Source organism: Parablautia muri, from assembly GCF_009917485.1.
In the GTDB taxonomy this organism is placed as follows: domain Bacteria; phylum Bacillota; class Clostridia; order Lachnospirales; family Lachnospiraceae; genus Suilimivivens; species Suilimivivens muri.
Map to the genome: position 1 here is coordinate 1 of NZ_QZDT01000038.1, position 26024 is coordinate 26024.

A 26024-nucleotide genomic window follows, 5' to 3' on the forward strand; every position below is an offset into this window, starting at 1 on the left:
GACAATCAGAAAGGGAAGAAGCATTTGCAAGATTGGAGCAGTTACGCAGGAAAGGAACTGTTAATGATTATAATGTGGAATTAGCTTCTTACAGGACAGAAAAGTATGGCAAATAGGATTTTGGTTGATACTAATGTATTGCTGGACTATCTTTTAACAAGGGAGCCATTTTATGAAGATGCAAAGAAAATTATTCATGCTTGTGTAGATGGTGAAGCGAAAGGATGTATTGCGGCTCACTCTATTTCTAATATGTTCTTTATATTAAGGAAAGATTACGATGTAAAAGAACGAAGAGAAGTACTGGTTAATTTATGTTCTATCTTTGATGCAGAAGGGCTGAATAAAGCAAAGAGACTTTCAGGGCTTCAAAATGAAGATTTTTCTGATTTTGAGGATTGTCTACAGGTGGAGTGTGCAAAAGCATTTGATGCAGAATATATTGTAACAAGAAATATAGATGATTATAAATCATCGGAAATAAGAGCAATTTTGCCTAAAGATTATTTGGGATTATAGTTAACATAAGTTTTCCGTATAAAAAATGAAGCACCAACGGATTAATTGTCTGAAGGTGCTTTTTTGGTGCCATAAAAATAGAAAAATAGAGAATTACATAGTGAAACAGGTATTATATGAAAACATTTGATTTCATGCAGGGATTTACATACAGCATTTTATATCGAAATGGAACAGAAAATCTTACATGAAAATAGTTATGGATTTTGTGGAGGGATTGGGATGGAAAACAAAATATTTGCCTATATGAGGATGTCAACTAATCATAAGACCTAAAAGGTGGACAGACAGAAACAGGCTATCATTGATTATTCTGTGAGCAATGGATTCAATATTGATGAATTTGTCTCTGATATCATTACTGGTGGAACTAAAGCGGATAACAGACCACATTATCATAATATGAACGAATATATAGCGCCTGTATTTCTCTGCTCTGCTGCAGCTTTATCTTTATACCTTTCTATGTGCGGCTATAGCTTTACCTTGACAGAGGTTCTGCTAAGTGCTAGCATAATTTTGCCTACAAAATGTAGGCAAGGAGGCGTGCATGATACAGCAGGTTTCAGATTCCGAATCAGATTGTCAGGCAGCGCAAACGCAGATGCTTCTTAATAAGCTTTATGAGGGAAGTGCAAGGGGGCTTGCATCTACACTGATAGAAAGAGAAATTCTTTCCGCTGAGGATTATGAGGAATTGAAAGAAGTTTGGGAAAATGAGGAATTGTATGAGAAAGAGAATATTTTTATTTTACTGTGCCTTTGTTTTTCTGTTTGGCTGCAGTCAACAAAAGGTAAGCACAAAGGACCAGGACGTATATGTGCAGGAGAATGTCGCGGCAGGCGAGGAGATACAAAAGCAAGACTGCCAGGTCAAAGTAACTTTTTTTGATGTGGGAAAAGGGGATGCTGTCTTGATTGAAACTTCCGGGCATCAGATGATGATAGATGCTGGTTATGACGATACCTCTGATGTTATTTTGGATTATTTAAAAGAGCAGAGCATTGACAGACTGGATTATCTGGTGCTTACACATTTTGACAAGGATCATGTGGGCGGCGCTGATCGGATTTTAAAAGAGGTGGAGACAGAGTATGTCCTGCAGCCTGATTATGTATCAGACAGCGGACAGTATAAAGAGTATGTGGAGGCCATGGAAGATGAGGGGATTTCGCCAAATGTGGTAACTACAACAAGGAAGCTGTCTTTAGATGGCGTTGATTTTCTAATTTATCCGCCGCAAAAGAAAGATTATGAGGAAGATGATAATGATTTTTCTCTTGTCATCAGCATGACTTGTGGAGAAAAACGCTTTTTATTTGCAGGAGATTGCGAAAAAGAGCGATTAAAAGAGCTTATGATGCAAAATGAATTTGACCTGTCCCATGATGTGCTAAAGGTTCCCCATCATGGTCGGAAGGAGAAAAATTCGGAGGAATTTTTGAAGGCTGTTTTGCCTAAGATAGCAGTGATTACCAGTTCGGATGAAAAACCAGCGGATGGTGAAATTTGCAGAATGTTAGAAAAGCTGGGAACGAACGTGTATTTTACCAAGGATGGGACGATTACCTGCCTGTGCGATGGCGTCCAAGTTTCGATAGAGTAAATGTAATGGGCAACCGCAACCGATGGATTATCATAAAAAATCCTGAAAACAACCCCTATAGGAGCTCCACAGAGCCTTACAGGGGTTTTCTCATGCATCGCACAACCCCAATCCATACAAACTTGAAATGATTGAGTTAATAAGAACTATTATTTATTTACATATTTCCCCATATTAGTTATTATTTTGACAAAATATTATAAATTTCGGGGGAAGGAATTATGGATAAAAAATATACTGTATTTTTAAGTTCTACCTATGATGATCTCAGGGAAGAAAGGAATGAGGTGATTCATGCACTTCTTGAAATGAATTGTATTCCGTGTGGCATGGAATATTTTCCATCGGACAATGATAAACAATTTGAGTTTATAAAATCAGTTATTGATGAAAGTGATTACTATATTTTGATCATTGCAGGAAGGTATGGGAGTATTGGGAAAAATGGCAAAAGTTATACTGAAATGGAATATAGGTATGCAATTGAAAAGAGTATTCCAGTTTTAATATTTTTGCATAATGATATTGGAGCTATTCACTTAGATAAAAGCGAGAGGAACGAGCAAAACAGAAGAAAACTTGAAAAATTTATGCAGGATGTTTCGAAAGATAGAATGGTTAAGTATTGGAATGGGAAAGAAGATTTAGCCAGGAAAGTTTCGACAACCATGTTTTCTGTTATGGAAAGACATCCGGCTGCCGGATGGATAAAAGGAACTCCCTTTTTGGAGGAAATGGTTTCTACATATGATAAAAATGATTCACGCATAGAAGATGAATTGGCTGAAATTGCATATCATTGTAAAATGCAAGAAAATTTCAAACAGGCACATTTATTTTTGAAGTGGGGTTATTTACTAAGTCCAGAAAATATAAATGTTTTAAGAGAGTATGGGGGATTATGCTATGATGAGAAAAATTATGCACAGGCTTTGGTATATTGGGAGAAACTTTTAAGTTTACAAGAAAGTTGTGGTAATTATTATATTTGTGCATTGACCTATTATTTGCTGGGCAAGTATACGGAAGCAAAGGAATATTGTTATTCGGCTTTAAAATTTCCTGATGAAGGTTATCGTGAAAAAGCAAAAGAATTATTAAAAAATTGGAATTGAATGGAGCTAAGTATAGTAATATCAAGAAATCTAAATGATTTCTGGGAGAGATGCCCGGATAATTCCAAAGTAAAGGTGAACGGGACAGCTCATTTTCTCTATTGGGGGACATGAAACTACTATAGCATAAGCCTGTTTAACAGGACGCTGTCCAATAATAAGATTTTGTTAAGCGTCTGGTTGAAAAACTGGACGCTTTTTGCATTGAAGAATAACATGCTTACAAAAGAAGAATTATTGAATTTGTATGTACCGCCCTTATAAAAAATGTATCTTTGGAATTATATAAAGAGTTTGCTGTTGATTACTTATTGGCAAGAAAATTTATATATCACTTTTCTGATGGAACAAAAATCAATGTTGAATTCACGGAATATGGAAGTATATTGTTAGACGATGGACTGGCAGAATCATTGATTGTAAGTCAGATAGGACATACTAATATCAAAACAACAAAGGAACATTACTATAAAAACCGTAGAAATGCAGACCAGATTATGAGTGAATCAGATAAGGTTATAGCGTTATAAGATGACAAACAAATGTTTGACTGCCTATTTGACTACTTTCTTATTTCGGCGGGAAAATCTAAAAAATAAAAAATGCCAAAAAATCTTGATTTTTCAGCATTTCTGGGTTGGGCTGTTCAAAAAACAGTCGCAGCTCGTAGGGGAATCGAACCCCTGTTTCCGCCGTGAGAGGGCGGCGTCTTAACCGCTTGACCAACGAGCCATTTCCTATGTGTATCGCACTCATACAGTATATTATAGATTGACAAAAAATGCAAGTAATTTTTTTGATTTACAGAAAATTGTTGTAACAGTGTTGCTTTTTACAATTCAGCCAATAAGCAGCTTGGAAAAAACAAATATTCCTAGCTGTTATTTTAGATAACTTTTGCTATTCTGACCAACCTAACTGCTTCTAAAAATTTTTAAAGCATTTAAATTAAATCAACCAGCGCATGTGCTAATCCGTCATGGTCATTGTCATAAGCGGTGATGATAGTTGCAGCCATCTGAACATCCTCGCTGCCGTTTAACATGGCAATGCCCATTCCTGCCGCTTCAATCATAGAAAGGTCGTTTTGGGCATCGCCTGCAGCCACCGAAAAATACGGATTGATACCAAGAAGCTCACAAAGAGTTTTTACAGCAACACCTTTTCCGGAGGTGGCCGGGAAGAACTCTAAATAGTAAGGACTAGAATAAATCATGGAAACGCCTTCATCTTCGGCCCAAGATAAGAGGGAAAGCCGGAAATGCTCAAGCTTATCTGCATCCTTTAGCTCGATGCCAATACATTTGCAGGGACCTTCCGTGAGCACATCCATTACATTTGGATTTATGATGATGGGGGTTTTGATGACCCGTTTATAATAAACCAGTTCCTCATCATCTTTTGGAGAAACAATATTGGTTTCCGTGTAAGTGTGGACATGGACACCGCATTTATCGGCTTCCTCTAAAATGTGGGCTGTCTGATCTAAAGTCAAGGCTGCCCGATGTATGGTTTTGTTTTGTGTACAGTCATAAATTTGTCCGCCATTATAGCCAATTACGTACATATTTGGAAGTTCAAGACGAAGGTATCTCTTTACATCCTTTACGCTGTTGATATCCCTGCCGGAGCACAGTGCCAGCTTGTGGCCTGCCTGGCTCCATTTTTCCAAAACCTCTCTTGTATAAGGGCTGATTTGCTTTTGACTATCAAGCAAGGTTCCGTCTAAATCTGTAAAAAGAATTTTCGTAGGTTTTATCTGTTCGGGATGCGCTGCCATCCATTTTCTACGCTCATTGATTTTGTCCAAAATTTCCTGAGGAATAAAAAGCTTTCCGTAGCCGGTGGCTAAATCCAGTCCGGGTTTTGCATTGCCGTGGAAATCAGACCCTCCGCTTATGCATAAGTCATATTTGGCGGCAAGGACACGCATTTGTCGTTCATCGGAACTACTGTGTGTGCTGTAAACCGCTTCTAGCCCTTGAAGTCCCATATCTTTTAAGTAAGAAACAAGCTTATCTAATTTTTGGCTGCTCAAGTGATAGAGCAGGGGATGGGCAAGGACGGGAAAGCCGCCAGCCTTTAAGATGATTTCCACTGCACGCATGGGCGTTATTTTTTTGCGGGGAACAAAGCAGGGGCAATTATCTCCAATATATCGGTCAAAGGCCTCCTTGAGCGTTTTGGTGTAGCCATGGTTTAACATGAATTTTGCATAGTGAGAACGGGTGATAACGCAGTCGGGAAATTCGGCCATCAATTCCTCGTAGGTAACAGGAAAGCCATAATCTGTCAATCGCTTGCACATTTCCCGATTGCGGATAATGCGCCCATTTACAAAATTTTGCAGCCTGCGTTTGAAAAAGTCACTTTTGTAGTCAATGTAAAGACCTACAATATGAATATCCTTTCCTTCATATTCAGAAGAAAATTCAATGCCGGGTATTATCTCAATATTTTTACCTTTAGCGGCTTCGATTGCTTCGTCAATTCCATCCGTGGTGTCATGGTCTGTGAGGGCAAAAGCGCTTAGGCCTTTTTGGATAGCATAATGAACTAATTCCGTGGGAGTGAAGCTTCCATCGGATTTATTTGAATGTACATGTAAATCTACAATATTCATAGATTAGTTTTCACCTTCTTCCACCTGTTTCGTGTAGACAGTACGTTTCCTTGCCATTTCATCATTAGCAAGATAATCATCATAGGTGGTGATTTTATCGATTAAACTGCCATCCGGTAAGATTTCCATGATCCGGTTCGCCGTGGTCTGGACAAACTGGTGGTCATGGCAGGCAAAAAGAGCTACACCAGGGAACTTAATCAGACCATTGTTGAGGGCAGTGATGGATTCCATATCCAAATGATTGGTAGGTTCATCCAAAATCAGACAGTTAGCGCCGCTGATCATCATTTTGGAAAGAAGGCAGCGTACTTTTTCGCCACCGGAAAGGACTTTCACCTTTTTCACGCCGTCATCCCCAGCAAAGAGCATACGGCCAAGGAATCCGCGGACATAAGTTGCATCCTTGATTTCAGAATAGCCGGTAAGCCAGTCGGCAATAGTGTAGTCATTGTCAAACTCAGCGGTGTTGTCTTTCGGAAAGTAAGCCTGGGATGTGGTGATACCCCATTTGTAGGTTCCTTCGTCAGGCTCCATTTCACCCATTAATATTTGGAACAATGTAGTTTTGGCCAATTCATTGCTGCCAACAAAAGCTATTTTATCGTCATGTCCCACGATGAAGGATAGGTTGTTTAAAACCTTTTCTCCATTTATGGTTTTGGAAATACCTTCTACGGTGAGAATCTCATTGCCAATTTCGCGATTGGGGCGGAAATCAATGTAAGGGTACTTACGGCTGGAGGGCTTAATTTCCTCCAATTCGATTTTTTCAAGAGCGCGTTTTCTCGAGGTGGCCTGCTTTGATTTGGAAGCATTGGCGGAAAAGCGGGAGATAAACTCCTGCAGTTCTTTGATTTTTTCTTCCTTTTTCTTATTGGCTTCCTTCATTTGCTTGATGAGAAGCTGGCTGGATTCATACCAGAAATCGTAATTGCCGGCATAAAGCTGTATCTTACCGTAGTCGATATCTGCGGTGTGAGTGCAGACCTTATTTAAGAAATAACGGTCATGGGACACCACGATAACGGTATTTTCAAAATTAATTAAAAATTCTTCAAGCCATGCAATCGCGTCCAAATCCAAGTGGTTGGTAGGCTCATCCAAAAGCAGGATGTCAGGATTTCCGAAAAGAGCTTTGGCAAGAAGGGTTTTTACCTTTTCATTACCGCTTAAATCCTTCATCTCGCTATAGTGAAGGGAGGTATCGATACCAAGTCCATTTAAAAGGGATGCGGCGCTTGATTCGGCCTCCCAGCCGTCCATTTCTGCAAATTCTGCCTCCAGCTCGCTGGCGCGGATGCCGTCCTCATCGGTGAAATACTCTTTGGCATAAATGGCTTCTTTTTCTTTCATAATCTGATACAGACGTTCATTGCCCATGATGACCACATCCATAACCGGATAGGCATCATATTTAAAGTGATCTTGTTCAAGCACGGAAAGACGCTGCCCTGGGGTTATGGCGATATCGCCGTTTGTGGTATCCAGCTCTCCGGAAAGTATTTTAAGAAAAGTTGATTTACCGGCACCATTAGCGCCGATTAATCCGTAGCAGTTGCCTTCCGTAAACTTAATATTGACATCCTCAAATAATGCTTTTTTGCCTACTCTATAAGTTACATTGTTTGCACTAATCATATTAAAAACCTCTTATTTTCTATATTTTGCGTTCTATTTGCCTACTCATACCATTATACATAAAATGGATTTTTTTTCAATCTGGAATGTAGGTTTACTCGCTTTTTGCTCACCACCATATACCTTAAGCCCCTTATCTGATCATTATTCATTGTCGCCCTTGCAAGTCTTCTATATCAGATTTTCAGAGGAAAGAAATAGCCGTCACTTCCAAAGGAGATTCTTACCCAATTTTGCGCATAAACCCCAAAGGATAGTGACGGCCGGACTGTTACAAGGAATTGTGGAGCGTCAGGAAAGCTCTTTTATGATAGGCGTAATTTGTGATAACATATTATCTACATCTTCAAACATGGCGCTTTTGGTAGTGCCTAGGTTGTTAGCATGTTCGATGTGACCTAACACTTTCTGATACTGGTCTTTTGTCCGTTCAAAGAAATGGAACAATTCTTCCAGGGAAGCCTTCGAATCTTCAATCACGTTGGCTATCTCAGCTTGTACAGTGGTAGCGCCATCGGCAACTTCGGTGATATGCAAAAACAAATCCGAAGCATCATGCATTTCCTGAATGTTTTGGTTCAGAGCTTTTTGAGAAATGGTAATACTTTCGTTTAATTTTGAGGTGCCATTTTCTACATCGTGGATACTTTCATCCACTTCAACAACTAACTCTTTGATCCCATTTGCCAGATTTTTAACTTCAGTTGCAACAACTGCAAAGCCTCTGCCGCTTTCACCAGCTCTGGCTGCTTCAATGGAGGCGTTTAGGGCAAGGATATTTGTCTGCTCCGCTATGGCTACTATTCTGATTGTACAATCCTTTATTTTTTTCAGGTTGTTTTGGAAGCTCTCGAAAGTGCTTTCCATTTCAGTAAAATAAGTTTCCGCCTGCACGGGACTGTTTTTTAATTCATCCACTTTGGCCTGTGCTGTAAAAGCAGACTGGTTAATTTCATCTTTTACGGACACAAACTGTTCGGATACCTGATTGATACTTGAAAAAGTCTGCCCAAAATCCCGAAGCTTATCCTGGAAAGTGTCAGATTCATTTAATACATCATGAAAAGACTGCTTTACCATTTCAAGTTCTAATAAAGAGGCAACTTCCTTTTCGGCAATTTCTTTTTGATATTCATGAATACTTTGCGCAACATGCTGCACAGGATACAGACGGTCTTTGACCGGCACTTCCTGAGGTATTTCTTTTGGTGTGTTTTTCTTAAATAACATATACATCCCCTTTACTCAAATACAACACAGGTCATGGATTGGTTGACAAATTGGTTGTTGTAATGTTCGCCGTAGCCTACAAGACCGGCGTGAGAGCCCAAAGCGCCCATTTCCTTAAGATATTGCTGCATATAATGATTTTCGGTAAATAGTAAATATCGAAATAAGCAGTTTACGGAAAATACGGCTGAGATTTTTGAAAAATCCTTGCGGATTGTCTGAATGGTTTGCTGCACGGTCTCCTTGATATCACCCAGCTCTAACAGGATTAGTACATCAGAATCATTTACCTGTCTGAAACAAGTCAGCGCATTTCCTGTTACATCCTTAATGGATATGATACAGATGTCATTACCGTTAAGCTTTCCAAAGGGATTCTTGAAGGTTTGTGTCAATATTTCTTTTTCGGTTATGTGAAGAATATTTTGATAAACGGTTTTGGCGGGTTTCCCATTTAATTCTCCAATTATGTATTTGGCTTTGTCTGTTTTGGAAGCTATGAAACGGTACTCATCCAAAGGATGATAAATATTTTCTTTGTAGGCTTTTACCTTACCGTGCAGATTTTTAACCAATACGTAGGCAACTGCATCTTCATAAATTCTGCCATTGACAGATACTTTACCAGCATCTCCGGTCCCACCCACCAGTGAGATATTTTTTCGTTTTAGCACACTGTATATAGTGCTCAGAACACAGGCATCATTTCCCGAACAGAAGTCAATGCAGATGGTATCCTTTTGTGAACCGTTTATTTTGCCTATGTCATCTTCCAGTCGCTTGATATACTTGACCGGCATAGTGGATACATTTTCCAGGACATTGGCAACGGCAGAGACTCCATCGGAAAAAGCGATAATGCCAACCCCTTTTTCGACTATACGGGTATCATAGCTCATACCGATGCAGCCAATGCTTGGTACGTTGGGATAAAGTTCCTTTAATTTTTTTACATGTTCTTCAAACTGATCACGATTAGACAGCAGCATGATCAATTGAGGGTTACCCAGACCGCGAACTGCATCGGTCAAATTCCCGGTGGGGCTCATACCAAAAAATTGTTTCATTTTGATATACACTTATCCTTTCAAGCCTTATTTTCATAACTTAGTTTTTTTATTATACTTTAGAACATTGAGGATGGTCAACCTAATTGTGGAATTCGTTTTAGAGAAAATGAATCCGTTCGGCCAGAGCTTTGCACTAGCTGCAAAGTCCGTGAGAATATGTCCTATGGGAACATGTGCCATAGGAACATTAAATTGGGTCAACAAGAGGAAATCTGCCCCTATCCGAGGGCGGTTTGGAACGGGCAGATTTCATAATGGTGAAACCAAAGGCAGAACCGTTACGAGAAAATCAGAGTTACTTTCACGGGTCGTGACTCGGAACAAAAGAAATAATAATAATTTATAAATATTAAAAAATGCTTCAAATCAGTATGGTTTAATAGAACATTCAATGTTAAAATAAATTGAAACTTACGCTTTTTGCAGTTGAGAACTGGCAGGTTAAGAAAGGAGCATGGCTATTATTATAATGAAACTAAACTACAAGAGGACCTTTTTAATCGGACTAGCCTTTTTATCCATTAGTGCATTCTGGCAGATGTATGACAATATTATTCCACTGATTTTGCAGGGGACCTTCCATCTGGGAGAAACGGTAACGGGCGTGATTATGGCGGCCGATAATGTATTGGCGCTATTTCTTCTACCGGTTTTTGGCGCCCTTTCTGACCGGGTGGATACGAAGATGGGGAAAAGAATGCCGTTTATTGTTGGCGGCACTGCATTGGCAGTGATTTTCCTTATGCTGCTGTCTGTGGCGGACAGGAAAGTGAATTTGCTCCTTTTTGTGATAACATTGTTTGCGCTGCTGATTGCCATGGGACTTTACCGCTCTCCGGCGGTAGCGCTTATGCCGGATTTGACACCCAACAAGCTGCGCAGTAAGGGAAATGCTGTCATCAATCTGATGGGGGCTGTGGGTGGTGTTTATACTTTGCTTATGATTAAACTTTTGACGTGGAAAGGCGAACATCCGGACTATTTTCCTTTATTTGCCAGTGTGGCTATGCTTATGGTGGCTTCGGTAGGCATTTTGTTTGTTACCATTCAAGAAAAGAAAGTCAAAGCCCGGATAGAGGAGGAGATAAGGGCCTTAGGGGAAAGCAATGAGGAGTTTGCGCATATCGGAAATTTTGAAGATATGGAAGAACAAAAAGGCATTCAAGATACAAAAAAAGAAGGAGGGCTTTTTGGGGAGAATGAGAAAGAAACAGGAGAGTCTATGCCTCTGCCGGTGAAACGGAGTATGTATTTTCTGCTTCTGTCAATTTTTCTGTGGTTTACAGCGTATAATGCGGTTACAACAGCCTTTTCAAGGTATACAAAGGTGGTTTGGAAGTTGGAGGGCGGAGGGTTTGCAGATTGCCTTATGGTAGCTACCGTGGCAGCGATTATCAGCTACGTGCCTATTGGAAACATTTCAAGCAGGATTGGAAGAAAGAAAACTATATTAGGCGGTATTACCCTTATGAGTATCTGTTATTTTGCAGCCATCTTTGCAAATGCATATCATCCGGTCATAAATATTGCGTTTGCGGCAATCGGTATTGGCTGGGCGGCAATTAATGTCAATTCATATCCTATGATTGTGGAGATGGGGAAGGGCAGTTATATTGGAAAATTTACGGGAACCTACTATACTTTTTCAATGACAGCCCAGATTGTAACGCCTGTTTTGTCAGGTTTCCTTCTGGAAAATGTATCTTACAGAACATTGTTTCCCTATGCATTGACATTTTCGGCGGCAGCCTTCTTTACCATGTGTCAGGTACAGCACGGGGATACCAGACCGGATAAGAAAAAAAGCATGCTTGAAAACTTTGATGTAGATGACTAAAGGTGACAGGCAGTTGTTGGCAGCCTGTTACGATGAAAGAAAAAGAATGACAGATGGCTGTTTGTAAGTGTGTTTGTGAGCAGCAAGTATTCTCTGACGGTCATGCGCCGCACAATGCTTGTGCCGCAAGGCGGCATGGCCGGGGGTTGGAAGTAAATTCGAACGATCTATTAACACAGCATCGAAAACTATGCTTGCAATATGCAGGGAATGTAAAATTTAGAAATGGCCTTCCAAACTCTTGATTGGTGGCGGTACCGCAAGCAAACTTGCGGTAGGCAGGGAGGATAAAAATGGTGATTTTATTTATAATTTTAATAGCAGCAGTAATTGTGGTATTATATTTTTTGGCAATTATGCCGGCTCTTGGGAACAAAAAAAACAGAGAAGATTTTTTTGGTGTATTTTATGCGCACAGGGGACTTCACGACAATAACACCGAAGCACCGGAAAATTCGCTGGCAGCATTTCGCAAAGCGGTGGAAGCGGGATATGGAATGGAAATGGATGTTCAGATTACGAAAGATGAAGTTCCAGTGGTATTTCATGATTTTACCCTAAAGAGAATATGCGGAAAAGGAGGAAAGGTCTGCGATTATACATGGGAGGAATTAAAGGAATTCAGGCTTTGCGCCAGCCGGGAAACCATTCCCCGGTTTGAAGAAGTGCTTAAGCTGGTAGGCGGTAAGACACCGCTTATTATAGAACTTAAGGTGGAGCGGACGAATCTGAAAACGTGTACCGTAGTGGATGCGCTGCTTAAGGAATATGAAGGGCTTTACTGCATAGAATCTTTTAATCCGCTGGTGCTTATGTGGTATAAAAAGCATCACAGGGATGTGGTAAGAGGGCAGCTTTCCGATGGTTTTATAAAATCCGGAGAATTTAAAGGAGTGTTATATCACGTACTCCAGAACCTGATGCTGAATTGGCTAACAAAGCCTGATTTTGTAGCCTATAATCATAAATATGCAAATGTTTTGGCAAGAAGGCTGTGCCATGGACTGTACAAAAATTTGGCGGTGGCCTGGACAATCAGAAGCCAGCAGGAGCTTGAGCGAGCGGAAAAGGGATTTGATCTTTTCATTTTTGATTCTTTTATACCGAATACATAGCGGCATGGCGGGTATAATGAACTATATCCGGTATGCAAAGTTTAAACAGGTGCGGTTTACTATAAAAATCTTATTCGCACAGACAACTTTAATGATTTTTGCAAAGAATATTTCGGACATCCTGAACAATTGTCTGTTTTTTGATGAAAAAGATGCATTATTTTTTTGAAAAATAGTGCATTTTTGCCAATGTTATGGTATAATGTGGTAAGGGCATTGCTGGGGGTCCAGCTTTCTTATTGCCCGAAAATGAAAAAGGGAGAAAAAAGTATGGCAAAATGGGTTTATTCTTTTGAAGAGGGGAACGCTGATATGCGCAATCTTTTGGGTGGAAAAGGCGCAAATTTAGCTGAAATGACCAACTTAGGTCTTCCAATTCCCCAGGGGTTTACTGTAACCACAGAGGCATGTACAGATTATTATGCAAAAGGGAAACAGATTTCGGAGGAAATCAAAGAGCAGATTTTTACGGCATTATCCCAGCTTGAAGAAAAGCAGGGAAAGAAATTTGGCGATACGGAAAGTCCGCTTCTCGTATCAGTCCGTTCCGGTGCAAGGGCATCTATGCCTGGCATGATGGACACAATTCTGAACTTAGGTCTTAACGATGTGGCAGTGGAAGGATTTGCTGCAAAAACGGGCAACCCTCGTTTCGCTTATGATTCCTACCGCAGATTCATACAGATGTTTTCTGACGTAGTCATGGAAATTCCCAAACCATTTTTTGAAAGAATATTAGATGAAATCAAAGAAGGAAAAGGCGTTAAATTTGATACGGAATTAACAGCTGATGATTTAAAAGAAGTAATCGTTCGATTTAAGGCAGTTTATAAAGATAAAATGGGTATGGATTTCCCTCAGGATCCCAAAGAGCAGCTGATGGAAGCTGTGAAAGCAGTATTTCGTTCATGGGATAATGAGAGGGCAATTGTATACCGCAGAATGAATGACATTCCAGGCGACTGGGGGACCGCTGTCAATGTGCAGGCCATGGTATTTGGAAATATGGGTAATACTTCAGGAACCGGCGTTGCCTTCACCCGTAATCCATCTACAGGCGCAAAGGGGATTTACGGCGAATACCTGATCAATGCCCAGGGCGAGGATGTAGTTGCAGGTATCAGAACACCCCAGCCTATTACAAGATTGGAAGAAGATTTACCGGAATGCTATAAACAGTTTATAGACATTGCCAACAGACTGGAAGACCATTACAGAGATATGCAGGACATGGAATTTACCATTGAGGATGGCAAACTGTTCTTCCTGCAGACAAGAAACGGAAAGCGCACCGCACAGGCAGCTCTGCAGATCGCATGTGACCTGGTGGATGAAGATATGATTACTCCGGAAGAAGCAGTACTTCGTATTGAAGCGAAATCTTTAGACCAACTTTTGCATCCTACTTTTGATCCTGAGGCGCTAAAAGGCGGACTTGTGATTGGACAGGCCCTGCCCGCATCGCCTGGCGCAGCGGCAGGTAAGGTATACTTTACCGCACAGGAGGCGAAAGCGGCTCACGAAGGGGGAGAAAGAGTTATCCTGGTGCGTCTGGAAACTTCACCGGAAGATATCGAAGGAATGCATGCGGCGGAAGGTATTTTGACCGTACGCGGCGGAATGACAAGCCACGCGGCGGTAGTGGCGCGCGGTATGGGTACCTGCTGCGTATCAGGCTGCGGCGACATATCCATTAATGAAGAAGAAAAAGTATTTGAGCTTGGCGGACATGTCTACCATGAGGGAGATTACATTTCATTAGACGGATCCACCGGTAAGATTTATGACGGTGATATCAAAACACAGGAGGCTTCTATCAGCGGTAACTTTGGAAGAATCATGGGATGGGCGGATTCCTTCCGTAAATTAAAAGTGCGCACCAACGCGGATACCCCTGAAGACGCAGCCAATGCGATAAAATACGGAGCGGAAGGTATCGGCCTTTGCCGTACGGAGCATATGTTCTTTGAACCGGATAGAATCCCTAAGATCCGCCAGATGATTCTTTCAAGAACCGTGCAGGAGAGAGAGAAGGCGTTAAACGAGCTGATTCCTTATCAGAAGGGGGATTTTAAGGCGCTTTATGAAGTGATGGAGGGCAGACCGGTTACCATCCGTTTCCTGGATCCTCCGCTTCATGAATTTGTTCCTACGGAAAAAGATGATATTGACGATTTGGCAGTTAAAATGATGATGACTGCAGAGGAGGTACAGGAGGTATGTGATTCTCTTCATGAGTTCAATCCAATGATGGGCCACAGAGGATGCCGTCTTGCGGTAACTTATCCTGAGATTGCCAGAATGCAGACCAGGGCGGTTATGGAAGCTGCCATTGAGGTAAGACAGGAAAAGGGCTTTGACGTGGTTCCTGAAATCATGATTCCTCTGGTAGGCGAAAAGAAGGAATTGAAGTATGTGAAAGAAATTGTGGTGGAGACCGCCGAGAAGGTTAAACAGGAGAAAAATTCTGACATTATCTATCACATTGGCACTATGATTGAGATTCCAAGAGCAGCGCTTCTTGCAGATGAGATTGCTGAGGAAGCCGAGTTCTTCTCATTCGGAACCAATGACTTGACGCAGATGACATTTGGCTTTTCCAGAGATGATGCTAGCAAGTTCTTAAATGAGTATTATAAAAAGAAGATTTACGAGTCTGATCCTTTTGCAAGACTGGATCAAAGCGGCGTAGGACAGCTGGTTCAGATGGCGGCGGAAAAAGGAAGGAAGACCAGGCCGGATATCAAGCTTGGTATCTGCGGCGAGCATGGTGGGGATCCGTCCTCTGTGGAATTCTGCCATAAGGTTGGACTTACTTATGTGTCCTGTTCTCCGTTTAGAGTGCCGATTGCAAAATTGGCGGCGGCACAGGCGGCAATTCAGAAATAATGCCATAGGAATTTGGGTGTCGTAGGGCACGTAAATTTATTCTGTAAAAGGCAAACACATCTAGCCCCCGACATAGAAAAATAAGACCTTGCATCGAAGGATGCGGGTCTTATTTTTGTCCTCCGGACTATCCTTTCCCCCGCATAAACACAGGATTTTTAGGAACGTACTGCATATAAGATCACCATGGAGTAGGGGCATACTTTCACTTGGTAAAGTGGATAAACGAAAGTGCCTTTTAGGTGCCTGATATAGAATAAATTGCAATGCCCTACGACATGGTGATATTTGTTTCTAATGTTTTTGGGAAAATAGGAACGTGTATGGAAGCCTTGTAAATGCTGGATTTCTGGTTTTTCATTTCCCCAAAAAGGAATTTCCCAAATCCCCAAAGGTGGTATGATTTCATTTTTGGGAGCTGTTTTTGGGAAAATGCAGGATGTTCCCGGATGGGAGGTTTTGCGAAGGATGAGAAAGAAGAATTTCAAAGGAAGATGCGAAAAGAGGATGATTGGAAAGTGTTCTGATGTATGCAGGACATATGATGCCATTCAGTATACTTATGCTGATCTTCTGCAGGAGAGTGAGGAGATTAAGGAAATCAGATGTAATGTTCTTCTGGATGGATTGGATGTTGGAGGGTATACATCAGATTTTGTCTGTACCAAGACAGGTGGTGATTTAATGGTACGTGAGTGTGTATTCCGTAAGTTTCTGATGAAGCCATTGACGGTGAAGATGCTGGATGCATCAAGGGAGTATTGGATCAGGCATGGAGTAACGGATTGGGGGTTGGTTATTGATGAAGAAGTATGATCTGTTACGTTCTGGTGATAACATAATCCGAGTATTGGATATTCAGCGGGAGAGAGTTTTTGTGATTGACTGCATTAACAGGAAAATGCCTGTATGGATGGAATCAGAGTTACTGGAATCTTATGTTGGGTGTACTGATGGAGAGTTATTTGAGGCTAGTGGCGTTGATATCATAAGAGATACTGATGCTCTGGATGCAGATCAGAGGAAGGTTATGCATGAACGATATACAATGATTGCTCCTATTGTTTCTTTCATAGCGGATGATAAGATGCGCTCTAAACTGATTTGCTCTATAGCAGAAGAAAGCAAGGTATCAAAGCAGACAATCAGGAATTATCTTTGTTTGTATTTGAGCTATATGGATATAACAGTGCTTGCACCTAAGAAACATAGGGATGAAAAGGAACTGACGCAGGATGAAAAGCATATGCGTTGGGCGCTTAACAAGTTCTTCTATACCACGAAGAAGCAATCCCTTATGACTGCATACACAATGATGCTCAAAGAGAAGTATTGTGATGCTATGGGAGTATTGGGAGAAGAATATCCATCCTTCTATCAGTTCCGATATTTTTATCGTAAGACAAGGAAGATGCAGAACTTCTATATTTCAAGGGATGGATTGAAGAATTATCAGAGGAATAATCGTCCTCTTGTTGGTGAGGGAGTACAGGAGTTTGCACCTGCAGTCGGTGTAGGGATGCTGGATGCAACGGTGTGTGATATTTATCTGATCAATGAGGAAGGAAATCTGGTTGGCAGACCGATTCTTACTGCCTGTATTGATGCTTACAGTAGTCTATGTTGTGGATATTCTCTTTCATGGGAAGGTGGAGTATACAGTCTTAGAGGATTGATGCTGAATATTATTGCTGACAAGGGAGAATGGTGTAAGAGGTTTGGTATTTCTGTCCGGAAAGAGGATTGGGATTGTGATATGCTTCCCGGTACATTCGTTACTGATATGGGGAGTGAATATAAATCGGAGAACTTTGAACAGATTGCAGAGCTGGGTGTTACGGTGGTTAATCTTCCATCATACAGACCAGAGCTGAAAGGATTGGTAGAGAAATTCTTTGACTTGATTCAGGAGACATATAAGAAGCATCTGAAGGGTAAAGGTGTGATCGAGCCTGACTATCAGGAACGAGGAGCGCATGATTACCGGAAGGATGCATGTTTAACAATGATGGATTTTGAAAAGATTATTTTGCATTGTATGATCTATTATAATTCAAGGCGGATCATAGAAAATTTTCCTTATACAGAAGCTATGATAGAGGATCAGGTGAAGCCTTATGCGTCCTGTATCTGGGAGTGGAGTAAGTCACAGATAGGAGCAAATTTAATAAATGTAGGTAGCAGAGAGCTGATGTTGACATTGTTACCGAGGACTGTGGGGAAATTTGGACGAACAGGTTTGAAGGTAAATAAGCTGCGTTATCATTGTGAGGGATATACAGAGCAATACCTGACTGGTGGTACTGTAACTGTGGCTTATAATCCGGAGGATGTTACCTCTGTATGGGTGATTGAGAATGGGATTTATACTGAATTTGCTTTGATAGAATCTCGTTTTAAGGGAAAAGATTTAGTTGAAATACAGGAATTACAAAGTGACCAGAGGGCTATTACCAAGAATGAAATGAGGAACAATTTACAAGCACAGATTGATCTTGCACAGCATATAGAAGCCATTGCTGGCAGTGCTTGTAAGGCCAGTGGTCATATGGATGTACACATGAAGAATATCCGCAATACAAGAAAAAAGGAACAGAGTAGATGCCATCAGGATTATATGAAGGAGGGGAGTTATTATGGCTGATCTTTCAGATATTATCCATATTTTACCGTCAATGAAATCAGGTGCTGATCTGTTTTCAGCATTGGAGGTATTGCCGGAGTATGATGAGGTTATCCGAGAAACAGAGGTTCCTGTGCGACTTATGGCGCTTTCTGATCTTTACAGGATATATGTACCTTCCCAAATGTCATTGGAGATTTACAGTAAAATGTATCTGGCATTGTTACGATCATTGCAGAAGAAGGGTACAAGGCTGGCTGTACAGCAGAAGAATCAGAATTACAAAGCAGTGATACAGCAGGAATATAGTGGCATCATGGGTGGCTCTGACAGCTTTACAATCATTGGAGCATCCGGTATTGGCAAAAGTTCTGCTATCAGCAGAGCGATTACGCTGATTACTGAAAACAGAGTGATTGAGGTTGAGAATCCATATACGAAGATTATTCCATGTATCTGTGTACAGTGTCCTTTTGATTCTTCTGTAAAGGGGATGCTGTTGGAGATATTACGTAAAGTGGATGAAATGATTGAGAGTAAGTATTATGAGAATGCATTAAGAGCCAGAACTACAACGGATATGCTGATCGGGAATGTCAGTCAGGTTGCACTTAATCATATTGGGCTATTGGTGGTAGATGAAATTCAGAATGTATGTAACAGTAAGAATGGAAAGAGCCTTGTAGGGATGCTTACCCAGCTTATCAATAACAGTGGTATATCAATCTGCATGGTGGGAACGCCTGAAAGTGCTGTGTTCTTTGAACAGGCGGTACAGCTTGCCAGAAGGTCATTAGGATTACGTTATGATGTGATGGAGTATGGTACGGATTTCAGAAATTTTTGTGAGATTGTGTTTTCCTGTCAGTATGTGAAACAGAAAACGGAGATTACTGATGGGATCATGGAATGGCTTTATGAGCATACTTCTGGGAATATATCGGTGGTAGTGTCTCTTATTCATGATGCACAGGAGATTGCTATATTAAGTGGTAAAGAAGTTCTTAATCTGGAATCATTAAATGAAGCATATCAGCAGAGGTTATCTATGTTGCATGGGTTTATCCATATGGAGCAGAAAAAGCAGACTTCTAAGGCTAAAAAGAAAGTATCTGTTACGGTTACGGATGTACGGACTTCTGCAGAAGAAAAGTATAGAGGAGACTTTACGATTGCCGGATTGGTAGAGGATGCTAAAACTGAAAATGGGGATATTGTGCAGTTATTGAAGATACATATGCCAGTGGTGGAGGTAGCGGTATGATTGCATATATGCCGACAATTTATCCTGATGAACTGGTGTATAGCTGGTTCTGCAGATATTATGTACATTCGGGCTGTTTTTCTCATAAGATGGCGTTGCAGGAGCTGTATTGTAAGAAGTCAGATTATCTGAATAAAGAATTTATCGGGAACTTAAATAGTGGAGCTATGGAGAAAATTGAAAAAATATATCCTATGGATGAATTGGTCTTAGATCATACTATGTACCCTCAATATGCACGGTTTATTCCATTAGAACAGAAGAAAGATGCTCTGTATCGTTTAGGCCATGAACCATGTGATGTACATCATTTGTTCTGTGTACTTCCGAGGAATAAAGGAGAGCAGTGTTTGAAGTTTTGTCCTATGTGTGCAAGGGAGGATAGGGAAAGGTATGGTGAAGCCTATTGGCACAGGAAGCATCAGATCAGGAATGTGAGTATATGTACGAAGCATAAATGCAGGCTTAAGGAATCAACTGTTCCTGCAAAGAGTGAGCAGAGTTTTACGTTTTGTCCTGCTGAAAGTTACATAGGTAATGAGGAAGCTGTTGTTGAAAGTGATCCTTTAGTGATTCAGTTTGCATCATATTTGGATTCGGTATTTGATGCTCCTATGGATTTTGAGAATGATGTTCCGATAAGTGCGATCCTGTATGATGGGATGAGCAGGACAAAATATCTGAAACCGTCTGGGCGTAGCAGGTATACGAAAATGCTTGCGGATGATATGGGTGAATTTTACAGAAGTATGGGGATATGCAGTATAGCGAGTATATATCAGATTCAAAAAGCATTGTTGGGGAAGTTGTCTGATTTCACGGTTATCTGTCAGATTGCTTTTTATTTAGGGATGGAGATAGAAGAATTGATTAATCCTTCTCTGACTGTAGAACAGATTCAGAAAGAGCAGGAGAGCCATTATATGAGGGATGTTGCTCCTGTAGATTGGGAGCTGTTGGATATGGAAACGGCTCCTGTATTGGAGAAGTTTGCAAAGGGTGTATATGATGGAACTGGCAATGAAAACGGTAGACCAGAACGGGTGTCAGAGAAGCTTGTGTATCGGGAAATGGGATTGCTGGGGCATCAGTTGGAGAATATGCCGAGGTGTAAGACTATTATGGAAAGGTATGCAGAATCATATCCGGAGAGCTGGGCGAGGAAGATTATATGGGCTTATCGGAAGTTGGAGGAAGAAGGGAAGCCTTTTTATTGGACGGATATAAGGAAGATTTCAGGAGTGAAAAAGAAAAATCTGCAGGTGGTTATTCCTTATTTGATGAAGCATGCGGATGATGATATGGTTGAAAGGATAATGGAGATGATCAGAACGCAATAATAGAAAATGAATTTTGATAGGGGGGCTTGATTGACTCTCTATTTATTTTTGCTGTTGTTTGTTATATGATAATAACAAAAAGGTAGGAGGTATCTATATGGTGGATGCACGAAAATTAGGAGAAAAGATTGCTAGGATGTTTAATTTCATATATGAGATTAATGGTGATTATTATATATTAGGACAAGATTATTTCAGATTATGTACAGACTTGGAGATTGGTGTGTATAAGGGATTTGAAGATGCTCTTAATGAAAAAGAAGAAGGCTTTATTATTGAGCAGTATAAACGTGTCAGAAGATATACGTCTGACTGTCAGTCTAATAGCGGGATTAGAGATAAAGAGCTTGTGGAATTTGTTCAGGGGCTTAGGAAAGGGGAAGTGGAAATATTAAGCAAACAAGTTGACCGAGCGGAATCATATGCTCAAATATCGTATCAGTAATATATAGGATATTGTTAATTATAGCAATAGTGTTTTTGGCATAGGAGAAACAACAATGAATCCACAGAAGAACAGTGAAGATATAACATATCATTTTCCACCGTTAAGCCTGCTTAAAGAAAGAAGATACAATAGAATAGACGAGCAGGAAGTAAAAGAAAATGCAATGAGAATACAGCAAACACTTTTGAACTTTGGCATAAGAGTGCAGGTTTCGGATATTAACAACGGAGTGCGATTTACGCGATATGAGATTATGCCGGAAATGGGAGTTAGGATAAAAGAGATTGTAAAGCGGGAAAGTGAAATCAGGATCGCTACCAAGGCTACGGATATTCATATAGAAGCACCTATTCCTGGGAAGCCTGCAATAGGGATTGATATTGCTAATAAAGAAGTACCAATTGTTACGATAAAAGAAATAATAGAATCAAGAGAATTTAAAGAAAGCCCATCTAGTATGACTTTTGCGGTAGGGCGAAATATAATTGGAGAGGTTGTTGTGGATGATATTAGCAAAATGCCTCATTTACTTATAGCTGGAGCTACTGGTTCTGGAAAGACAGTCTGCTTAAGTTCTATAATTATGAGCATGCTTTATAAGGCAGGTCCGGATAGTGTAAAGATGATTATGATAGATACAAAAGGAGTAAGTTTGAGTATCTATAATGGAATACCCCATTTACTTATCCCAGTAGTAACAGATGCATCAAAATCTTTGGCAGCATTGGAATGGGTTAGATTAGAAGTAGAGGACAGATATAGAAAATTTGCGGAATTTGGTGTGAGAGATTTAGCAGGATATAATAAATCTGACAGAGTACCATGCAAAACTCCGCAGATATTGGTTTTCATAGATGATCTGTCTGACTTGATGGCGATATATAAGAGCGAAGCTGAACAGCTAATAACCAGAATAGCGCAAAGTTCAAGAGGTGCAGGAGTACATTTTGTTATTGCAACCCAAAGGCCATCAACAGATGTTATTACAGGACTGATAAAAGCAAACATACCAAGCAGAATGGCATGTAGCGTATTTTCGGCAATAGATTCAAGGGTAATTTTGGATGAAAGAGGTGCAGAATTACTTTTGGGAAATGGAGATATGTTGTTTAAGCCACAGGGATGCATGAAACCGATTCGTATTCAGGGAGCATATATATCTGATGAAGAAACTGAGAATGTAGTACATTATTTGAAGAATCAAACTATATCCACAAGAACATTTTGCGATATTGAAAATAGAGATAAATGTGATGATGATTATGATCCTTATTTTGTGGAAACGGGGAGATTTATCATTGATAAGGGTAAAGCATCTATAGGCATGATACAAAGGATGTTTAAGATTGGATTTAACAGGGCGGCACGTATCATGGATCAGTTGTGTGCGGCAGGGGTAGTTGCTGAGGAAGAGGGAACAAAGCCAAGAACTATATTAATGAGTATGGAAGAATTTGAAAAGCTTGTGAAAGAAATGATTTGATAAATGTAAAAGAGTAGGGGAAGTTGGATAAAGAAAAGGAGTAGTGAAGTCTGAGATAAATGTATTATGAGCATCATAATGTTTTCAATCTGTGATAGGCGTATGAATCATACCCTTAAATATATATTCTTATCATGACACTATAAATAGTCCCTGTGCCAGTAATGGCACGGGGATTCGTTTGTTTTAAGGAGGTTTCACAGATGAAGATTAAAACCAGAAACAATGAATTGAAGTATGCCGTGTTAAGAAAGGAAGTGAGAAAATGAACATAGGCGCTATTGACAAGATTTACAATTATCTTTCAGGAGAAAAGAATTATGTAGACCTTCCGGAAACAGAGCAAGCAAGAAAGAAGGTGAAAGCATACGCCATGAGTGATCTCTTAAGTGCGGATGATGAGGAAGCCCATAAACAGTGGATAGAACTGGAAAAAGTAGTAGCGGAGTTTGGTGTGGAAAGTGAGCGTCAGGGATTTATCTATGGATTCAGATATGCGTGTGAATTGTTTGTGAGGAATGAGAAGCCGTGTGTTTGTATGAGCAGACTGGATGAAAGTATCAAAGAGGAATATTCCATGCTGGCTGTTGAAGGAACGGATAAGACTGATCCGGTGGTTGATATTCTGAAAGAGTATGTACCAGAGGAAAAATTGGGGGATGCGGTAGATACGCTCTGCATCTGCATTGAGAATACAAAGTATGCTGTGTTTGAGCAGGGATTCCTTAGAGGGATTGCGGCTGAAAAAGGCGGTAACATATGACAAGACCAATGACTACGGAAGAATTATTCGAGAAGATAAACAGCATCCTGATAGAGAAAAGTAAGATACCGGATATCCTTGATTACAGCCTTGCAACAAGTAACCCCATTCCCATAAGGACTTATGAGTTTGATCTAAGAAATTCTCTTAATTATGGGGGCAATGAAGGAATCTATCTGGTTCTCTGGATTGAATATCTGGAAGGAAATGAGAAACGCAGAGCAGCTATCGGTACTTACAAAACATTGTATGAAGATGATAATGCCATGCACATCATGGCATCACTGTTAGCAAATTTCATTATTGAGGAATATTCCTACGTGAATAAAAATATGGATGATTTCACATGGGAAGGTGCAGATGTTCATGCTCTTAATGAGAATGGAGAAAAAATGAATTGGGGATATACGTGTACCACTATGGAGTCGGCATTAAAGAAGAAGGATGAATTGTTGAAGCATCATGAGAAGGTGGTCGTGAGAGATAATGCAACACGAAAAGAAAAAATTTATAAAGCTAAGGTTTGAAGAAAGAGAGGATCAAATTATGGGAGATAAAAATAATACAAACAATAACCCATTTACGGGATGCACAATCGTAGCAACAGGAAAGCTTGAAAACTTTACCCGTGACGATATTAACAGCAGGATTATCAGTCTTGGAGCTACAGCGTCAAACTCTGTTACCCATAAGACAGATTACCTGATCTGCGGAGCTAAGCCGGGAAGTAAGTTAGTGAAAGCAAAGGAGCTGGGAATAACGGTACTGACAGAACAGGAGTTTCTTAAAATGATACCAGCATAAAGGAAGGAGGTTATTATGATCTCATTAAATAATGGCCAGTATGTCATAGGATTTGATGATGGCTACCAGCTTGGGAAGACTGCAAACTTCATATTTGATAACGGTGTACACAGGCTTGGAGCTGTAGAGCCAACGCTAAAAGAAAATTCTCTGTTCTATGATGGGGAATATTTCAAGGTAGGAGAAGGAAGGTCAGCAATCACAGAGGATAAAATATCGGATGATTTGGCAAGGCTCCGTACAATGACTGGTATTGCAATGGAACTTCGGAACGCTGGATTACATAAGGCGAAGGTTGTTCTGGCAGTTGGGCTTCCGTTTTCCAATTATGGGAGGGATAAGCTAAGACTGATTGATTACTATAATCAGCAAAATACTTTGGAATTTTCCTATGAGGGAGAAGATTATACAGTGACGATTGTAAAAGTGATTGTATGTCCGCAGTGCTATTCAGCGATTGCTTCAAGGCTTGGAAATATGAAAGATGATTACCTGATCGTAGATATTGGGAGCAAGACCACCGATGTTGTCTATGTTCGGAATGGACTCCCGATTGAGAGCAAGTCCATCACGATTGAAAAGGCTATGGTCAAATGGATTAAAGAAATACAGCGGGATATGAAAATACAGACTGGAAAAGATATTCCGGAACATGAGATCATGAAGGTCATGTTAAAAGAAGGGAGCAATCTGCCATCAGTCTATATGGAGCTGATCCATGGGATGATGAGGGAAAAGATACATTCTCTGGAATTAGAGCTTTCGGAACGTGGCTACAGCCTTGATTACATCAACATCATCTATGTAGGTGGTGGTGCGCTGATGGCCCGTGATCATGCTGGGAAGTATCGGAACCATACAGCTTATGACTGTGATCTGTGTGCCAATGCGAAAGGCTATGAGTTCCTTGCCGGTCAGATGCTAGAGAGAAGGTGAACTAATGGCTGGAAATCAGAAATCCATATTTATTCGATTCAATATGGATGATAAGGCAGATAAGGAATTATACCTGAAACTATCAGAGAAAGCAGATAGTTCCGCATCACTTACCTCTTATGTCAAAAGAGCATTGGAAGAATATCTCAATGTTAAAACCGAAATGTCAGAGCGTCAGCAGTTCCATGAGCATATGCTCTTAATGGTACGTGAGGAAATGCAGTTACAGGGAATGAAACTTGTTGGAGCGTTGCTTGCTGGTATAGGAACAGTAAATGTACAGAAGATTCCGGAGAAGCCTGTGATGGAAGAAGCGGGATTACCAGAAGCGTGTGGGAGACTTCCGGAAGAACTTAAGGGGGTACTTGACCTTATTGGATGAGACTAAAAAAATAAAATTATAAAGGAATATTTTACAGGGTATGTACAGGCACTCCAATCGGGGTGCCTGTTGCACGTTTGTTGTAAAGCGAAAGCAATGTGCTGTAGAATTGGTAAATTAAAAAAATATTTCCGGTTGAAAGTCGCATATATGAAAGCTGGTATAACAGATATGCAATAATTTCATAGTTTCTAAAAATGATGTGCAGTTTAGGTATACATATTGTGCCATATAAACTGCACACATTTTATGTATGATGAAACATTGTCTGTTTATGAAACATTAAAAAACTCATTTTACAATTGGATTTATGTCAGTGGCTGTTGCTATACTTT

22 protein-coding genes, 1 tRNA gene and 1 pseudogene are annotated in these 26024 nt (G+C 40.3%); 19 read left to right on the plus strand and 5 right to left on the minus strand.

Annotated features, from left to right (window positions below):
- Positions 1-105: 105 nt before the first annotated feature.
- From D5281_RS17785 to D5281_RS17805, 5 genes are all read left to right on the plus strand, one after another.
- The gene (locus tag D5281_RS17785) at positions 106-519 is read left to right on the plus strand and encodes a type II toxin-antitoxin system VapC family toxin (protein WP_160561438.1); all 414 of its coding nucleotides are present in this window, start codon (positions 106-108) and stop codon (positions 517-519) included.
- Between the two features lie 550 nt (positions 520-1069).
- Positions 1070-1411, plus strand: coding sequence for a BlaI/MecI/CopY family transcriptional regulator (locus D5281_RS17790; RefSeq protein ID WP_160561439.1), 342 nt, complete (start codon positions 1070-1072; stop codon positions 1409-1411).
- A complete protein-coding gene (locus D5281_RS17795; RefSeq protein WP_160561440.1) occupies positions 1341-2126 on the plus strand; it encodes a ComEC/Rec2 family competence protein in 786 nt (261 codons plus the stop codon). The genes D5281_RS17790 and D5281_RS17795 overlap by 71 nt, the downstream gene beginning before the upstream one ends.
- A gap of 221 nt (positions 2127-2347) precedes the next feature.
- A complete protein-coding gene (locus D5281_RS17800) occupies positions 2348-3241 on the plus strand; it encodes a DUF4062 domain-containing protein (protein ID WP_160561441.1) in 894 nt (297 codons plus the stop codon).
- A gap of 386 nt (positions 3242-3627) precedes the next feature.
- Complete coding sequence (locus D5281_RS17805; RefSeq protein WP_160561442.1) at positions 3628-3771, plus strand: hypothetical protein; 144 nt, start codon at positions 3628-3630, stop codon at positions 3769-3771.
- A gap of 130 nt (positions 3772-3901) precedes the next feature.
- Here the strand turns inward: D5281_RS17805 and D5281_RS17810 are convergent.
- From D5281_RS17810 to D5281_RS17830, 5 genes are all read right to left on the minus strand, one after another.
- Positions 3902-3973: transfer RNA gene (locus D5281_RS17810), tRNA-Glu, on the minus strand.
- A gap of 211 nt (positions 3974-4184) precedes the next feature.
- Positions 4185-5864 carry a Cof-type HAD-IIB family hydrolase gene (locus tag D5281_RS26635; protein WP_160561443.1) on the minus strand — a complete coding sequence of 560 codons (1680 nt, stop codon included), beginning with the start codon at positions 5862-5864 and terminating at the stop codon, positions 4185-4187.
- Positions 5865-5867: 3 nt separating this feature from the next.
- The gene (locus D5281_RS17820) at positions 5868-7505 is read right to left on the minus strand and encodes an ABC-F family ATP-binding cassette domain-containing protein (protein ID WP_160561444.1); all 1638 of its coding nucleotides are present in this window, start codon (positions 7503-7505) and stop codon (positions 5868-5870) included.
- A 291-nt stretch (positions 7506-7796) separates the two neighbouring features.
- Positions 7797-8735, minus strand: a complete 939-nt coding sequence (locus D5281_RS17825; RefSeq protein WP_160561445.1) for a methyl-accepting chemotaxis protein — start codon at positions 8733-8735, stop codon at positions 7797-7799.
- Between the two features lie 11 nt (positions 8736-8746).
- The gene (locus D5281_RS17830) at positions 8747-9802 is read right to left on the minus strand and encodes an FIST signal transduction protein (RefSeq protein ID WP_160561446.1); all 1056 of its coding nucleotides are present in this window, start codon (positions 9800-9802) and stop codon (positions 8747-8749) included.
- 457 nt (positions 9803-10259) lie between these two features.
- Between D5281_RS17830 and D5281_RS17835 the strand changes: the two genes are divergently transcribed.
- From D5281_RS17835 to D5281_RS17900, 14 genes and pseudogenes are all read left to right on the plus strand, one after another.
- On the plus strand, positions 10260-11642 hold the full coding sequence (locus D5281_RS17835; protein ID WP_330585132.1) for an MFS transporter: 1383 nt from the start codon (positions 10260-10262) through the stop codon (positions 11640-11642).
- A gap of 293 nt (positions 11643-11935) precedes the next feature.
- The gene (locus D5281_RS17840; protein ID WP_160561447.1) at positions 11936-12757 is read left to right on the plus strand and encodes a glycerophosphodiester phosphodiesterase family protein; all 822 of its coding nucleotides are present in this window, start codon (positions 11936-11938) and stop codon (positions 12755-12757) included.
- Positions 12758-13027: 270 nt separating this feature from the next.
- Positions 13028-15646 carry a pyruvate, phosphate dikinase gene (ppdK, locus tag D5281_RS17845; protein ID WP_160561448.1) on the plus strand — a complete coding sequence of 873 codons (2619 nt, stop codon included), beginning with the start codon at positions 13028-13030 and terminating at the stop codon, positions 15644-15646.
- A gap of 468 nt (positions 15647-16114) precedes the next feature.
- Positions 16115-16462 (plus strand): hypothetical protein, encoded by a 348-nt coding sequence (locus D5281_RS17850; protein WP_160561449.1) that lies wholly within the window; start codon positions 16115-16117, stop codon positions 16460-16462.
- On the plus strand, positions 16449-18290 hold the full coding sequence (locus D5281_RS17855; protein WP_160561450.1) for a Mu transposase C-terminal domain-containing protein: 1842 nt from the start codon (positions 16449-16451) through the stop codon (positions 18288-18290). The genes D5281_RS17850 and D5281_RS17855 overlap by 14 nt, the downstream gene beginning before the upstream one ends.
- Positions 18283-19533 (plus strand): TniB family NTP-binding protein, encoded by a 1251-nt coding sequence (locus tag D5281_RS17860; protein WP_160561451.1) that lies wholly within the window; start codon positions 18283-18285, stop codon positions 19531-19533. The genes D5281_RS17855 and D5281_RS17860 overlap by 8 nt, the downstream gene beginning before the upstream one ends.
- Positions 19530-20873, plus strand: coding sequence for a TniQ family protein (locus D5281_RS17865; protein ID WP_160561452.1), 1344 nt, complete (start codon positions 19530-19532; stop codon positions 20871-20873). The genes D5281_RS17860 and D5281_RS17865 overlap by 4 nt, the downstream gene beginning before the upstream one ends.
- Before the next feature lie 97 nt (positions 20874-20970).
- Entirely contained in the window at positions 20971-21318 is a 348-nt protein-coding gene (locus D5281_RS17870; RefSeq protein ID WP_160561453.1) for a hypothetical protein, read from the plus strand.
- Between the two features lie 55 nt (positions 21319-21373).
- Complete coding sequence (locus D5281_RS17875) at positions 21374-22804, plus strand: DNA translocase FtsK (protein ID WP_160561454.1); 1431 nt, start codon at positions 21374-21376, stop codon at positions 22802-22804.
- Positions 22805-23069: 265 nt separating this feature from the next.
- The gene (locus tag D5281_RS17880) at positions 23070-23567 is read left to right on the plus strand and encodes a hypothetical protein (RefSeq protein ID WP_160561455.1); all 498 of its coding nucleotides are present in this window, start codon (positions 23070-23072) and stop codon (positions 23565-23567) included.
- Positions 23564-24094, plus strand: coding sequence for a hypothetical protein (locus D5281_RS17885; protein ID WP_160561456.1), 531 nt, complete (start codon positions 23564-23566; stop codon positions 24092-24094). Before D5281_RS17880 ends, D5281_RS17885 begins: the two co-directional genes overlap by 4 nt.
- Positions 24081-24371, plus strand: a pseudogene (locus D5281_RS17890) (BRCT domain-containing protein); the annotation flags it as partial. The gene D5281_RS17885 and the pseudogene D5281_RS17890, both read left to right, overlap by 14 nt.
- Before the next feature lie 15 nt (positions 24372-24386).
- Entirely contained in the window at positions 24387-25307 is a 921-nt protein-coding gene (locus tag D5281_RS17895; RefSeq protein ID WP_160561458.1) for a ParM/StbA family protein, read from the plus strand.
- Between the two features lie 4 nt (positions 25308-25311).
- Entirely contained in the window at positions 25312-25689 is a 378-nt protein-coding gene (locus tag D5281_RS17900; protein WP_160561459.1) for a hypothetical protein, read from the plus strand.
- Positions 25690-26024: the final 335 nt, after the last annotated feature.

What these genes read in the sequence shown, in the direction of transcription:
- D5281_RS17880 (WP_160561455.1), top strand. Translation starts at nt 23,070, where the DNA reads ATGAACATAGGCGCTATTGACAAGATTTACAATTATCTTTCAGGAGAA.
- D5281_RS17900 (WP_160561459.1), top strand. Translation starts at nt 25,312, where the DNA reads ATGGCTGGAAATCAGAAATCCATATTTATTCGATTCAATATGGATGAT.
- D5281_RS17840 (WP_160561447.1), top strand. Translation starts at nt 11,936, where the DNA reads ATGGTGATTTTATTTATAATTTTAATAGCAGCAGTAATTGTGGTATTA.
- D5281_RS17785 (WP_160561438.1), top strand. Translation starts at nt 106, where the DNA reads ATGGCAAATAGGATTTTGGTTGATACTAATGTATTGCTGGACTATCTT.
- D5281_RS17820 (WP_160561444.1), bottom strand. Translation starts at nt 7,505, where the DNA reads ATGATTAGTGCAAACAATGTAACTTATAGAGTAGGCAAAAAAGCATTA.
- D5281_RS17800 (WP_160561441.1), top strand. Translation starts at nt 2,348, where the DNA reads ATGGATAAAAAATATACTGTATTTTTAAGTTCTACCTATGATGATCTC.
- D5281_RS17875 (WP_160561454.1), top strand. Translation starts at nt 21,374, where the DNA reads ATGAATCCACAGAAGAACAGTGAAGATATAACATATCATTTTCCACCG.
- D5281_RS17865 (WP_160561452.1), top strand. Translation starts at nt 19,530, where the DNA reads ATGATTGCATATATGCCGACAATTTATCCTGATGAACTGGTGTATAGC.
- D5281_RS17855 (WP_160561450.1), top strand. Translation starts at nt 16,449, where the DNA reads ATGAAGAAGTATGATCTGTTACGTTCTGGTGATAACATAATCCGAGTA.
- D5281_RS17885 (WP_160561456.1), top strand. Translation starts at nt 23,564, where the DNA reads ATGACAAGACCAATGACTACGGAAGAATTATTCGAGAAGATAAACAGC.
- D5281_RS17835 (WP_330585132.1), top strand. Translation starts at nt 10,260, where the DNA reads ATGGCTATTATTATAATGAAACTAAACTACAAGAGGACCTTTTTAATC.
- D5281_RS17860 (WP_160561451.1), top strand. Translation starts at nt 18,283, where the DNA reads ATGGCTGATCTTTCAGATATTATCCATATTTTACCGTCAATGAAATCA.
- ppdK (WP_160561448.1), top strand. Translation starts at nt 13,028, where the DNA reads ATGGCAAAATGGGTTTATTCTTTTGAAGAGGGGAACGCTGATATGCGC.
- D5281_RS17825 (WP_160561445.1), bottom strand. Translation starts at nt 8,735, where the DNA reads ATGTTATTTAAGAAAAACACACCAAAAGAAATACCTCAGGAAGTGCCG.
- D5281_RS26635 (WP_160561443.1), bottom strand. Translation starts at nt 5,864, where the DNA reads ATGAATATTGTAGATTTACATGTACATTCAAATAAATCCGATGGAAGC.
- D5281_RS17870 (WP_160561453.1), top strand. Translation starts at nt 20,971, where the DNA reads ATGGTGGATGCACGAAAATTAGGAGAAAAGATTGCTAGGATGTTTAAT.
- D5281_RS17790 (WP_160561439.1), top strand. Translation starts at nt 1,070, where the DNA reads ATGATACAGCAGGTTTCAGATTCCGAATCAGATTGTCAGGCAGCGCAA.
- D5281_RS17830 (WP_160561446.1), bottom strand. Translation starts at nt 9,802, where the DNA reads ATGAAACAATTTTTTGGTATGAGCCCCACCGGGAATTTGACCGATGCA.
- D5281_RS17850 (WP_160561449.1), top strand. Translation starts at nt 16,115, where the DNA reads ATGAGAAAGAAGAATTTCAAAGGAAGATGCGAAAAGAGGATGATTGGA.
- D5281_RS17895 (WP_160561458.1), top strand. Translation starts at nt 24,387, where the DNA reads ATGATCTCATTAAATAATGGCCAGTATGTCATAGGATTTGATGATGGC.